Below are 13,342 nucleotides of genomic sequence, written 5' to 3'. Positions count from 1 at the left end.
GCTTACTTTCCGAGAAGGGTGCGCGCTTCGGCCACCAGGGTAATGGAGCCGATGATCAGCACGCCTCCGGCGAGGTCATTGTTTTCCTCGGCCTTGGCCACGGCCCACTCAATGGCGTTGTCCAGGCCGGGTTCCACCTGCAGGTCTTCGTCGGCAAAACCTGCGTCGACGGCGTCCTGGACCAGGTCTTCAGCCGAAATGGCGCGCGGCGAGCTGGACTGCGTGAGGCAGACGCCGGCGATTTGGTCGCCCAGGGCCTCCCTCAGTTCCGTAAGGATTCCCACGGAATCCTTTTCGGCAAGGATTCCGACCACAAGCACCAGCGAGGTGAAGCTGAAGGCTTCCAGCACCGCTTCGGCTGATGCCTTGGCACCGGCGGGGTTGTGCGCGGCGTCAACCAGGATGGTGGGCGCGGTGCGCACCACTTCCAGCCGGCCGGGCGAGGAGACGGTGGAGAACCCGGTGCGCAGCAGTTCAACGTCCAGTTCCTTGGTGCCCCCGCCGATGAACGCCTCCAGCGCTGCCACGGCGACGGCGGCATTCTCCGCCTGGTGCTTGCCGTGCAGCGGCAGGAGCAGGTCCTCATAGCGTCCGGCAAGTCCGGCGATGGTGAGCATCTGTCCGCCGACCGCCATCACGCGGGACTCGACGCCGAACTCGACACCCTCGAAGCGGTACGGAATACCCACTTCGCGCGCCTTTTCCAGCAGGACCTGCGCAGCTTCCATCGGCTGGGCAGCGCTGACCAGGAAGCCGCCCTCCTTGATGATGCCGGCCTTTTCCATTGCAATGTCAGCAACGTCGTCACCGAGCAGTTCCGTATGGTCCAGGGAGATCGGCGTGACCACGGAAACCGTGCCATCGCCCACATTGGTGGCGTCGGTGATGCCGCCCAGACCCACCTCGATGACGGCCACGTCCACGGGTTCGTCGGCAAAAACCGCAAACGCGAGGATGGTGACGGCCTCGAAGTAGGTCAGGCGCGGTTCCCCCGCCGCCGTCAGTTCGCCGTCGACGATGTCCAGGTACGGGTGGATCTCGTCCCAGATCCGCACGAACGTTTCATCGGAGACCGGGTCGCCGTCAATGCTGATCCGTTCGGTGACCTTGCTCAGGTGCGGGCTGGTGTACCGTCCGGTGCGCAGCCCGTAGGCCCGCAGCCCGGCCTCGATCATCCGCGCCGTGGAGGTCTTGCCGTTGGTTCCGGTGATGTGGATGATCGGGAACGCCTTGTTGGGCTCCCCGAGCACCTCCATCGCGCGGAACAGCGGCGCCATGCGTGGCTCCATCTTGTTTTCGGGGGCGCGGCTCAGCAGCTCGGCGTAGACGCTTTCGACGGAAAAACCGTCGATTGCCCCGGAGGGTCCGTCTGACATGCTCATTAGATCTTCTCCACGGTGACGGTGAATTCTTCAGCGTCGTCGGCAAGATCGACGGCGGTGACCACCAGTTGGTCGGTCAGGGTCTCGGACTTGATCAGCTCCGCATTGGCCTCCAGGGCCGCAGCGGACGTCTGCGAGGTGGTGACCCCGGTCCGGACATGGTCGCTGATATGCAGGTCCGCGTCGCGGCGGGCCTGCTGGATGGCGCGGATACCGTCGCGGGCAGTGCCCTCGGCGGCCAGCTCCGGAGTGACTTCGGTGTTCAGCACCAGGAAGCCGCCCCCGGGCAGCACGGAGACTGCCTTGGAGGATTCGCCGTCGGCTGTTTCCACCACCGTCTCCAGCGTGTACTCCTGCGGCTGCAGTTCCAGGCCGCCTGCGGTGACGGTTCCGGCGTCGTCCACCGACCAGTCGCCGGACTTTGACGCCTTGATCGCGGTCTGGACGTTCTTGCCCAGGCGCGGACCTGCAGCACGGGCGTTGACCACCAGCTTCTGCGTGATGCCGAACTCGGCAGGATCGGCCGCAGCAGCCTCCATCAGGCGGACGGACTTCAGGTTCAGCTCATCGGCAATGATTGCCGCGAACTGGCCCGAGAGCGCCTCGGCATCGGGAGCGACGACGGTCATTTCGGACAGCGGCAGCCGCACCCGGAGATTGGCGGCCTTGCGCAGGGACGAGCCCACCGAGGCGATGCGCCGGGTGCGGTCCATCCGGTCCACGAGGGCGGGATCCTGCGGGAACAGGCCAGCATCAGGCCAGTCGGTCAGGTGCACGGAGCGCCCGCCGGTCAGTCCGCGCCAGATTTCCTCGGTGACCAGCGGCAGCAGCGGAGCTGCCACACGGCACACGGTTTCCAGGCAGGTGTAGAGCACGTCGAACGCGGAGGGATCTTCGTCGAAGAACCGGGTGCGGCTGCGGCGGATGTACCAGTTGGTCAGCGTGTCCATGTACTGGCGCAGGGTTTCGCAGGCCTCGGAGACGTCGTAGCTGTCCAGCTGCGAGGTCATGGTGCGCACCAGGTCGCCGGTGGCAGCCAGCATGTAGTTGTCCAGCGGTTCGCTGGACTCGTAGCGCGGCTTCGTCTCATATCCGTTGCCGTTGTTGGCGGCGTTGGTGTAGAGCGTGAAGAAATGCCAGACGTTCCACAGCGGCAGGATGACCTGGCGGACACCCTCGCGGATACCCTGCTCGGTGACGATCAGGTTGCCGCCGCGCAGGATCGGTGAGGCCATGAGGAACCAGCGCATGGCGTCGGAGCCGTCGCGGTCCAGGACCTCGGAGACGTCCGGGTAGTTGCGCAGGGACTTGGACATTTTCTGCCCGTCCGAACCCAGCACAATGCCGTGGCTGATGACGTTGCGGAAGGCAGGGCGGTCAAACAGCGCCGTGGCGAGCACGTGCAGCGTGTAGAACCAGCCGCGGGTCTGGCCGATGTACTCCACAATGAAGTCGCCCGGGTTGTGGTGCTCAAACCAGTCGGCATTCTCATGCGGGTAGTGCACCTGGGCGTAGGGCATGGAACCGGAGTCGAACCAGACATCCAGTACGTCTTCCACGCGCCGCATGGTGGACTGGCCCTCTTCCGGGGTGCGCGGATCATCCGGGTTGGGGCGCGTCAGTTCGTCGATGAAGGGGCGGTGCAGGTCCGGCTGGCCCTCATGGTTCAGCGGCAGCCGGCCAAAGTCGGCCTTGATTTCTTCCAGCGAACCGTAGACGTCGGTGCGCGGGTAGTTGGGGTCGTCAGAGACCCACACCGGGATGGGGCTGCCCCAGTAGCGGTTGCGGCTGATGGACCAGTCGCGGGCATTTTCCAGCCACTTGCCGAACTGGCCGTCCTTGACGTTCTCCGGGATCCAGTTGATCTGCTGGTTCAGTTCGACCATGCGGTCCTTGATCTTGGTGACCTCAACGAACCAGGAGGACACAGCCTTGTAGATCAGCGGGTTCCGGCAGCGCCAGCAGTGCGGGTAGGAGTGCTCATAGCTGGCCTGGCGCAGCAGGCGGCCGTCGGCGCGCAGCACCTTGGTGATGGGCTTGTTGGCGTCGAACACCTGCAGGCCGGCAATGTCGGACAGCGGGCCGTCGGAGAACATGGGCAGGAACTTGCCGCCCTCGTCCACGGACAGGATCACGGGGATGCCGTTTTCTTCGCAGATCTTCTGGTCGTCTTCACCGTAGGCCGGAGCCTGGTGGACGATTCCGGTGCCGTCGGTGGTGGTGACGTAGTCTGCCGTGACAATCTGCCAGGCGTTCTTCGTGCCCCACTTCTCGTTGTCGGTGTAGTAGTTCCACAGCGGCTCATAGTTCAGCCCGGCCAGCTCGGTGCCCAGGTGCACGGAGGTGACGGCCTCGCGGGCGGCCTCGGCGTCGTCGTACCCGAGGTCCTTGGCGTAGGCACCCACCAGGTCTTCAGCCAGCAGGTAGCGGGCTTCCGGGTTCTCCTGCGGCGTGCCGTTGGGTCCGGCAGGCACGACGGCGTAGCGGACCTTGGGCCCGACGGCCAGGGCCATGTTGGTGGGCAGGGTCCAGGGAGTGGTGGTCCAGGCGATGGCGAGGACGCCGTCGAGCTCCGCGGAAAGCGCGCTGTCACCGGCGGTGAGGGGGAAGGTGACCGTGACGGTCTGGTCCTGGCGGTCCTTGTAGACGTCATCGTCCATGCGCAGTTCATGGTTGGACAGCGGAGTCTCGTCCTTCCAGCAGTACGGGAGCACCCGGAAACCGCTGTAGGTCAGGCCCTTTTCATGCAGGGTCTTGAAGGCCCAGATGACCGACTCCATGTACTCGACGTTGAGGGTCTTGTAGTCGTTCTCGAAGTCCACCCAGCGGGCCTGGCGGGTGACGTAGTCCTTCCACTCGCCGGCGTACTCCATCACGGATGCACGGCAGGCGTCGTTGAACTTGTCGATGCCCATCTTTTCGATCTGGACCTTGTCGGTCATGCCCAGCTGCTTCATGGCTTCAAGCTCGGCGGGCAGCCCGTGGGTGTCCCAGCCGAAGCGGCGTTCCACGCGGCGGCCGCGCTGGGTCTGGTACCGGGCCACCAGGTCCTTGACGTAGCCGGTGAGGAGGTGGCCGTAGTGCGGCAGGCCGTTGGCGAAGGGCGGGCCGTCATAGAAGACAAACTCGTTGGAGCCGTCCTTGCCGGCGGACCGGGCATCGATGGAGGCCTGGAAAGTGCCGTCCTCGTCCCAGTACTTCAGAACCAGTTCTTCGAGTTCCGGAAACTTGGGGGAAGACGGGGCGGCGTTTTCTGCCGGAGCGGCGGCCGTAGTGGCCTTGGGATAGATAGAGGGCATATTCGTCATCCTGATAGCGGCAAGTAAATCTGGCTGTAAAAAACAGGATGCGAGGGCGGACTCCCCCGTCGGCTCAAGGCCGGCTCAGAATCCGCGGTACCACCTCGCTTGCCGCCGTCGTCGTCGTGCTGTGCGTATTCAATGCACTGCGCCGCCGAGTCGGGCTGCCGCTCGTTGACTGCTGTGACGGGCTTACCCGTCCGGTTCTACTGGGTGCACGATCATCCCAAGACTTCTGCGCAAGGGGTGCGGCGCCGTTCTTCCGGAAGCTCACCGGTGATAGCCGGGTCAAAGCTGCTTCCGCCAGTTTAGGCCACACCCCGGGGCTTGTCGAAGTTGGGGCCGGTGGAGCGAGTGCCGGCGGAGTGAGTGCCCGCCGAGGTTACGCCTGGGCCGGCTGGCGGCGGATGACCTTGTGGTTGGCCGCCTGGGCCAGCGGACGCAGGACCACCTTGTCCAGGTTGATGTGGTGCGGAAGGTTCAGGGAGTATGCCATGACGTCAGCGACGTCCTCGGCCGTGAGGGGTTTCTCCACTCCGGCGTAGACCTTTTCCGCCGCCTCTTTGTCTCCGAGCCGGTTCAGGGAGAACTCGTCCGTCTTGACCATGCCGGGGAGGATCTCGATGACGCGGACGTTGTTTTCCGCTTCCTCCAGGCGCAGCGTTTCGGCGAGCGCCTGCTCAGCGGACTTGGCGGCGCAGTATCCGCCGCCGCCTTCATAGGAGGCGAGCGCCGCGGTGGAGGTCAGCATCAGAACCGAGCCCTGTCCGGAGCTCCGCAGCGCGGGCAGGAAGGCCTGCGTGACGCGGAGGGCTCCGAGCACATTCACGTTGTACATGGCTTCCCAGTCGCCGAGCTTGCCTGTCGCCACGGAGTCCACACCCCAGGCTCCGCCGGCATTGTTGATCACGGCGTCCACTCCCCCGGTGGCCAGCACCTCTTCGGCCATCCGGGCCACGGATCCGCCGTCGGTCACATCTGCGGTGATGGCCTGGGCACCGGTCTCCTCGGCAAGCGCCTGCAACCTGTCCCCGCGGCGGGCCACGGCCACCACGTCCCAGCCTGAATTCCGCAGGGCACGTACTGCTGCCGCTCCAATTCCTGAACTTGCTCCGGTTACTACTGCGCGCTTAGGGGTCATGGCACCACCCTAGCGACTTCCCCTCCCGGGCACGCTTCTGTGTTGCGGTGTTGCAGTGAGACGGCTGCGCGCCGGACGTGCTCCAATCGGGCACCGAAGCCCACCGGCACCTGCGCCGGCAATGCGGAAACCGGGAACCAGCGGACTGCCTCGCTTTCATCACTGACCGAAATGGCGGCGTCGGGGTCAACAACCGCTGCGTATCCCACGTCCCAATGAGCTGAGCAGGAAAAGCCCCCGTGCAGATCGTGCCGGTCAAGGTCCATAAGTACGGGGGACGCTGCCGGGAAGCCTGCAGAGGACAGCAGGACCAGGTCACTGATTCCGGACTCCTCCCGGGCCTCACGCTGGGCGGCTTCCGCCACTGTCGCGTCGTCCGGCTCGATGTGACCGCCGAACTGTACCCAGAACTGCCCTTTGCGGTGGAAACACAGGAGCACCTGATCGAAGCCGGGCGAGAACACGAAACACGACGCCGTGACGTGTTCCGGGCCGCCGCCGCGCCGCAGGGAGGCATCCCCTGCGGCAGTCACGAACTGCAGATACGCGTCCCGCGGCCCTGATTCGGGAAGCGCCCGGAGGCTGCGGAGAAGACTTTCAAGAGGCATCCTGCCATTGTGCCGCACCAGCGGACCATCACACGGACATCCACCCGGACATCACGGCTGGCCGGCCAGACCCAACAGGTAGTCGCGGAGCACCGTCGCTTCGTTCTCCGTTTCGGAACGCGCCCCGTAGAGCAGCACGGTGTCCGCCCGGGAGTCACAGGCCCGGGAGAACTCCGCGACCTCCGGATTTGCGGCCAGCTCCTCCCGGTACCGGTCCTGGAATCCGGACCAGCGCTCTTCCCGGTGACCGAACCACTTGCGCAGGTCAGTGCTTGGCGCGAGGTCCTTAAGCCATTCGTCCAGGTCTGCCCGTTCCTTGGAGACCCCGCGCGGCCACAGCCGGTCCACCAGGACCCGGTAGCCGCCGTCGGGCGGTTCATAAATGCGGCGGATGCGGATCGAAGCCGGATTCTCCTGGGTCTTTTCCATACCCCGGATGCTACGGCGGGCGGTCCGGGCCGGACAGGGCCCGCAGCGGAGGAGCCGGACGGACGGCGCAACAGTTCCCCGCGCCTTACCGCCCGCATGGAAGAATGGCAGTATGGCTGAAAACTTTCCGGGCACAGACACGCCCGACAATGAACCCAAGACCGTATCCGTCCCCGACAAGCCCGCCCTTGAGGGGCTGGAAGCAACCCTGAGCCGCCGCTGGCGGGACGAGGGAACGTACGCGTTCAACGAAGACACCGTCCGCGAGGACGTCTACTCGATCGACACTCCCCCGCCCACGGCCTCCGGCTCGCTGCACGTGGGTCACATGTTCTCCTACACGCAGACCGACGTCATGGCGCGTTACCAGCGCATGACCGGGAAGAACGTGTTCTACCCGATGGGCTGGGATGACAACGGCCTGCCCACCGAACGCCGGGTGCAGAACTACTACGGCGTCCGCTGCGATCCGACCAAGCCGTACGATGCGGATTACCGCCCGCCGGCCACCGCTCCCAAGAACCAGCGCGATTTTGACGTGATTTCCCGCCGGAACTTCATTGAGCTGTGCGAAGAGCTGGCTGTGGAGGATGAAAAGGTCTTCGAGGACCTCTTCTCCACGCTGGGCCTGTCCGTGGACTGGACCCGCACCTACCGCACCATCGATGACAACTCCCGCGCCGTCAGCCAGCGCGCTTTCCTGGAGAACCTCAAGGCCGGGGACGCCTACATGTCCGAGGCTCCCACCCTGTGGGATGTCACCTTCCGCACCGCTGTGGCCCAGGCCGAGGTGGAGGACCGGGAACAGCCCGGCGCGTACCACCGCATCAGCTTCCATGCGCCCGACGGCGAAAAGGTCTTCATCGAGACCACCCGTCCCGAGCTGCTTCCGGCCTGCGTGGCTCTGGTGGCCCACCCCGACGACGAGCGCTACCAGCGCCTGTTCGGCACCAAGGTCACCTCTCCGCTGTTCGACGTCGAGGTGGAGGTGCGCGCACACCCGCTGGCCAAGCCGGACAAGGGCTCGGGCATCGCCATGATCTGTACCTTCGGCGACCAGACCGACGTCACCTGGTGGCGCGAGCTGAACCTGCCCACCCGCGCCGTCGTCGGCCGCGACGGACGCCTGCTCGCTGAGACCCCGGAGTGGATCACCACGGACAAGGCGAGGGGAAACTACGTCGCCGTGGCCGCCAAGACGGTCTTCAGCGCGAAGGAAGCCGTCGTCGAAATGCTGCGCGAAAGCGGAGACCTCGAGGGCGAACCCAAGAAGATCACCCACCCGGTCAACTTCTTCGAGAAGGGCGACAAGCCCCTTGAGGTTGTCACCAGCCGCCAGTGGTACATCCGCAACGGCGGCCGGGACGAGGACCGCCGAGCTGCCCTGATTGCCCGCGGCAAGGAGATCGACTTCCACCCGGCGTTCATGCGGTCGCGCTACGAAAACTGGATCGAAGGCCTCAACGGCGACTGGCTGGTCTCCCGCCAGCGCTTCTTCGGCGTCCCGGTTCCCGTGTGGTATCCGCTGGATGCCTCAGGCAACCCGGACTATGACAACCCCGTCCTGCCGGCATCCGAGTCGCTGCCCGTGGACCCCGCCGCCGAGCCGGCTCCGGGCTACGAGGAATCCCAGCGCAACCAGCCCGGAGGTTTTGTGGGCGATGCGGATGTCCTGGACACCTGGGCCACCTCTTCCCTCACCCCGCAGATTGTGGGCGGTTGGAGCCGCAATGACGACCTCTTCAGCAAGGTCTTCCCGTTTGACCTGCGCCCGCAGGGCCACGACATCATCCGGACCTGGCTGTTCTCCTCCGTGGTGCGCGCCAACGCGCTCAACCACGCGGCACCGTGGAAGCACGCAGCGATCTCCGGCTGGATCCTGGATCCGGACCGCAAGAAGATGTCCAAGTCCAAGGGCAACGTAGTGGTTCCCACCGATGTGCTCAACGACTACGGATCCGACGCCGTGCGCTACTGGGCGGCCTCCGCCAAGCTGGGTGCGGACACGGCCTACGAGATTGCGCAGATGAAGATCGGCCGCCGTCTGGCCATCAAACTGCTCAACGCCTCGAAGTTTGTCCTGAACCTGGGGGCCACGGAGAAGAACGTGGTGACGGCTGACACCTCGGTGATCACCAACGCCCTGGACTCCGCCCTGCTGAAGCAGCTTGCGGAAGTGGTGAATGCTTCCACCGCGGCGTTTGAACGGTACGACTACGCCAAGGCCCTGCAGCTGACCGAGTCCTTCTTCTGGTCCTTCACGGATGACTACGTGGAACTGATCAAGGACCGCGCCTACGGGGCCTTCGGTGAGGCGGAGCAGGCATCAGTGCTGGCTGCCCTGGCAACCACCCTCGATGCGCTGCTGCGCCTCTTTGCGCCGTTCCTGCCCTTCGCCACGGAAGAGGTGTGGGGCTGGTGGCGCCACGGCTCGGTGCACCGCGCACCGTGGCCGAACGTTGACGCGCTGGCCACCGCGGTGGCAACGTCCGACGCCGGGATCCTCGCCACCGTCGCTGCTGCCTTGGGCGGTATCCGCAAGGCCAAGTCCGAAGCCAAGGTCAAGCAGCGCACCGAGGTCCTCAGTGCCACGGTCACCGCATCCGTTGCACAGGTGGCGCAGCTGGAGGCCGGCCTCGCTGACCTCAAGGCAGCGGGCAACGTCCGCGAGCTGTCCCTGTCCGCCGGCGACGGCGAACTGGCCGTCTCCAACGTGGAGCTGGCTCCGGTGGAACCGGCTCCTGCGGCCGGGTAACAGACACAGCACAGAATAAAATGGAACGCCCGGCCGGAGATCTCCGGCCGGGCGTTCCGTTAGCTGAAAGCAGCTGGCCTTAGTCGAACTGCGGGCTCTCGGAGCGGCTGCGCTTGAGCTCGAAGAACGCGGGGTTTGAGGCGAGCATGACGGCTCCGTCAAACATCCGGCCCGCTTCCTCTCCGCGCGGGATACGCGTCAGGACCGGCCCGAAGAAGGCGGTGCCGTTGAAAGCCACAATGGGGGTTCCGACGTCGTCGCCCACCTTGGAGATGCCCTCCTGGTGCGAGGCACGCAGCTGGGTGTCGTACTTGTCGCTGTCCGCGAACTGGGCCAGCTCGGCCGGAAGTCCGACTTCCTCCAGGGACTCGCGGATGACGGCGTCGAGATCATCATTCTGCCCGATGTGGATCCGTGTGCCCATGGCGTCATACAGCGGCTTGACGTACGTGTCGCCGTGCAGTTCCTTCGCCGCGGTGATCACGCGCACCGGCTTGATGGCGGCCTTCATGCGTTCCTTGTAGTCGCCGGGCAGGTCCCGCCCCTCGTTCAGGACTGACAGGCTCATGACATGCCATTGTGTGCTGACATCACGCACCTGCTCAACCTCACCCATCCAGCGGGAGGTGACCCAGGCAAACGGGCAGATCGGGTCAAACCAAAAGTCGGCTTTTGCTGCAGTATCGGGTGAGCTCACGGCACACTCCTTCGGGTCTCGGAAACGAAGCGGGCGGGCCGGTGCTCCCCCGCTGAAAATAACAGCTGCTTGGGGCAACCGCGGATCAGGCGGATTTGTTCCGGCGCTTGGCTGCCACGGCCTGCGAAATGAGCGTTGGCTCTGCTTTGTTCGTCACCACGTCTTCGGTGATGACCACCGTCGCGACGTCCTCGCGGCTGGGCAGATCAAACATGACCGGCAGCAGGACTTCTTCCAGGATGGCCCGGAGTCCGCGCGCGCCGGTGCCGCGGGACAGCGCGGCGTCGGCGATCGCGTTCAGGGCAGCAGGCTCAAAGGTGAGTTCAACGCCGTCGAGCTGGAACATCCGCTGGTACTGCTTGACCAGGGCGTTCTTGGGTTCGGTGAGGATCCGGATGAGCGCCTCACGGTCCAGGCTCGACACGGTGGTGATCACGGGCAGCCGGCCGATGAACTCGGGGATCAGGCCGAACTTCAGCAGGTCCTCCGGCATGACGTCAGCGTAGGAATCTGCTTCCTTGGCGCTCTCATTCAGGGGCGCGCCGAAGCCGATGCCCTTCCGTCCGGACCGGGAGCCGATGATTTCCTCGAGGCCGGCGAAAGCACCGGCAACGATGAACAGGACGTTGGTGGTGTCGATCTGGATGAATTCCTGATGCGGGTGCTTGCGGCCGCCCTGCGGGGGAACGGAGGCGACTGTTCCTTCCAGGATTTTCAGCAGGGCCTGCTGCACGCCCTCTCCGGACACGTCGCGCGTGATGGAGGGGTTCTCGCTCTTGCGCGAGATCTTGTCGATCTCGTCGATGTAGATGATGCCCTGCTCAGCCCGCTTGACGTCATAGTCGGCGGCCTGGATGAGCTTGAGCAGGATGTTCTCCACGTCCTCGCCCACGTAGCCGGCTTCAGTGAGCGCGGTGGCGTCGGCGACTGCGAAGGGAACGTTCAGCCGCCGCGCGAGGGTCTGCGCGAGGTACGTCTTGCCGCAGCCCGTGGGGCCGATGAGGAGAATGTTTGACTTGCCGATTTCCACGTCATCGGAGATGACTGCGTCCGACAGGTTGCCGGTGTTGCGCGGAGCGTGGCCGGCCTGGATGCGCTTGTAATGGTTGTACACGGCGACGGCGAGGGAACGCTTGGCCGGTTCCTGGCCAATGACGTATTCCTGCAGGGAATCGAAGATCTCCCGCGGCTTGGGCAGCTCAAAGGTGCCCAGATCAGCTACCTCGGAGAGTTCCTCTTCGATGATCTCGTTGCAGAGGTCGATGCACTCGTCGCAAATGTAGACTCCGGGGCCGGCAATAAGCTTGCGAACCTGTTTCTGGCTCTTTCCGCAGAAAGAGCACTTGAGCAGATCCGTGCTCTCACCAATGCGAGCCATAATTCAGTCCCCTTAGATGGTCCATCGTCTAAAACAGTGCCGGCATCCGTCCCGTTCGGGACAGCCGGAAGCCGGAGCCATGTTCCACTCTAGGACACTTGGTTCGGTGTTACAGCAACCGAAAGGCCCGCAGTGCGTAATTTCGCACTGCGGGCCTTGGGGAGGCTTACATTCGGTTGATGGCCGGAGTCTTGATCTTCCGGGAGTCCAGCACCTGGTCGATCAGTCCGTACTCCATAGCGCCGGCGGCCGTGAGAATCTTGTCACGCTCGATGTCCCGGTTCACTTCATCGGACGTGTGGTTGGAGTGCAGGGCCAGGGTGTCTTCCAGCCAGGTCCGCATGCGCATGACCTCAGCTGCCTGGATTTCCAGGTCCGAAGCCTGTCCACGCTCGCCGCCGCCGAGGGCCGGCTGGTGGATCAGCACGCGGGCGTTCGGCAGGGCCAGGCGCTTGCCCGGCGTACCCGCTGCCAGCAGCACCGCAGCGGCACTGGCGGCCTGGCCCAGGCAGACCGTCTGGATTTCCGGACGGATGTACTGCATGGTGTCGTAAATGGCCGTCATGGCCGTGAACGAACCGCCCGGAGAGTTGATGTACAGCGTGATGTCGCGGTCCGGGTCATTCGACTCGAGAACCAGCAGCTGTGCCATCACGTCATCGGCTGAGGCATCGTCCACCTGGACGCCGAGGAAGATGATGCGGTCCTCAAACAGCTTGGTGTACGGGTCCTGGCGCTTGAAGCCGTACGGCGTGCGCTCTTCGAACTGCGGCAATACGTAGCGGTTGGATGGCATCTGCGGTGCCGCACCGCCTGCGGTTCCAAAATTCATGTTCATTGCTTTACTCCTGAAGTCTAAGAAAGGTGCGCTGGAAGGAAGGGAGGGTTAGTCCTCGGCCGGGGCCGCGCCCTTGTCCTGATCCGTTCCGCCGCCGCCGGTGACGCCGCCTGCATGGGCGGAGATCTTGTCGAAGAATCCGTACTCCAGTGCTTCCTGGGCCGTGAACCACTTGTCGCGGTCGTTGTCCTTCAGGATGGTCTCCACCGTCTGGCCGGTCTGCTCGGCGGTCAGTTCCGCCATGACCTGCTTCATGTGAAGGATCAGTTCTGCCTGAATCCGGATATCGGAGGCAGTGCCGCCGATGCCGCCGGAAGGCTGGTGCATCAGGATGCGTGCGTGCGGCGTGGCGTAGCGCTTGCCCTTGGTGCCCGAGGACAGCAGGAACTGGCCCATGGAGGCGGCCAGGCCGGTTGCCACGGTAACCACGTCGTTCGGGATGAACTGCATGGTGTCGTAGATGGCCATGCCTGCCGTCACGGATCCACCGGGAGAGTTGATGTAGAGGAAGATGTCCTTTTCAGGGTCCTCGGCGGAGAGCAGCAGCAACTGAGAGCAGATGGCGTTGGCGTTGTCATCGCGGACTTCAGAGCCCAACCAGATGATCCGCTCACGCAGCAGACGATTGTAGATGTAGTCGTCCCGGCTAGCCGGGTCCACCGTTGCCATTGTGGGTGTGTTGGGTGCAATTGCCATACTGAGTGACCTCTCGCTCTGGCGGGGTACAGAACCGCTAACTGCGTCAGCTGGTCCCGCCGTTTATCTCTTCTAGGACCCTAACCTGTTACGGCTGTGATCTGCTCCCGTTTCGCTGG

10 protein-coding genes are annotated in these 13,342 nt (G+C 64.6%); 1 reads left to right on the top strand and 9 read right to left on the bottom strand.

What is annotated here, in order from left to right; all coding sequences use genetic code 11:
• Positions 1–2 precede the first annotated feature (2 nt).
• The 5 genes from ACIQXM_RS04360 to ACIQXM_RS04340 all read right to left on the bottom strand — a co-directional run bounded on the left by ACIQXM_RS04360 (position 3) and on the right by ACIQXM_RS04340 (position 6,859).
• The gene (locus tag ACIQXM_RS04360) at positions 3–1,382 is read right to left on the bottom strand and encodes a bifunctional folylpolyglutamate synthase/dihydrofolate synthase (RefSeq protein ID WP_400928143.1); all 1,380 of its coding nucleotides are present in this window, start codon (positions 1,380–1,382) and stop codon (positions 3–5) included.
• Complete coding sequence (gene ileS, locus ACIQXM_RS04355; RefSeq protein WP_400928140.1) at positions 1,382–4,681, bottom strand: isoleucine--tRNA ligase; 3,300 nt, start codon at positions 4,679–4,681, stop codon at positions 1,382–1,384. Before ileS ends, ACIQXM_RS04360 begins: the two co-directional genes overlap by 1 nt.
• Before the next feature lie 382 nt (positions 4,682–5,063).
• Positions 5,064–5,822, bottom strand: a complete 759-nt coding sequence (locus ACIQXM_RS04350) for an SDR family oxidoreductase (RefSeq protein WP_400928137.1) — start codon at positions 5,820–5,822, stop codon at positions 5,064–5,066.
• Positions 5,819–6,430 carry an NUDIX hydrolase gene (locus tag ACIQXM_RS04345; RefSeq protein ID WP_400928134.1) on the bottom strand — a complete coding sequence of 204 codons (612 nt, stop codon included), beginning with the start codon at positions 6,428–6,430 and terminating at the stop codon, positions 5,819–5,821. Before ACIQXM_RS04345 ends, ACIQXM_RS04350 begins: the two co-directional genes overlap by 4 nt.
• Positions 6,431–6,481: 51 nt before the next feature.
• On the bottom strand, positions 6,482–6,859 hold the full coding sequence (locus ACIQXM_RS04340) for a DUF488 domain-containing protein (protein WP_400928132.1): 378 nt from the start codon (positions 6,857–6,859) through the stop codon (positions 6,482–6,484).
• 112 nt (positions 6,860–6,971) lie between these two features.
• Here ACIQXM_RS04340 and valS point away from each other — a divergent pair, with 112 nt between their 5' ends.
• Positions 6,972–9,614 (top strand): valine--tRNA ligase, encoded by a 2,643-nt coding sequence (gene valS / locus ACIQXM_RS04335; RefSeq protein WP_400928129.1) that lies wholly within the window; start codon positions 6,972–6,974, stop codon positions 9,612–9,614.
• 79 nt (positions 9,615–9,693) lie between these two features.
• On the opposite strand, the gene ACIQXM_RS04330 is transcribed toward valS, so the two are convergent.
• The 4 genes from ACIQXM_RS04330 to ACIQXM_RS04315 all read right to left on the bottom strand — a co-directional run bounded on the left by ACIQXM_RS04330 (position 9,694) and on the right by ACIQXM_RS04315 (position 13,196).
• A complete protein-coding gene (locus ACIQXM_RS04330) occupies positions 9,694–10,311 on the bottom strand; it encodes a DsbA family protein (protein WP_400928126.1) in 618 nt (205 codons plus the stop codon).
• Between the two features lie 85 nt (positions 10,312–10,396).
• Complete coding sequence (gene clpX, locus ACIQXM_RS04325) at positions 10,397–11,689, bottom strand: ATP-dependent Clp protease ATP-binding subunit ClpX (protein ID WP_400928123.1); 1,293 nt, start codon at positions 11,687–11,689, stop codon at positions 10,397–10,399.
• A gap of 166 nt (positions 11,690–11,855) precedes the next feature.
• A complete protein-coding gene (locus tag ACIQXM_RS04320; RefSeq protein WP_400928121.1) occupies positions 11,856–12,527 on the bottom strand; it encodes an ATP-dependent Clp protease proteolytic subunit in 672 nt (223 codons plus the stop codon).
• Between the two features lie 48 nt (positions 12,528–12,575).
• Positions 12,576–13,196 (bottom strand): ATP-dependent Clp protease proteolytic subunit, encoded by a 621-nt coding sequence (locus ACIQXM_RS04315; RefSeq protein ID WP_104054784.1) that lies wholly within the window; start codon positions 13,194–13,196, stop codon positions 12,576–12,578.
• Positions 13,197–13,342 lie beyond the last annotated feature (146 nt).

The organism is Arthrobacter sp. NPDC097144, from assembly GCF_044762205.1.
GTDB lineage: Bacteria > Actinomycetota > Actinomycetes > Actinomycetales > Micrococcaceae > Arthrobacter_B.
The sequence above is the reverse complement of the archived record's forward strand: the minus strand, read 5'-3'. Positions and strand labels throughout refer to the sequence as shown.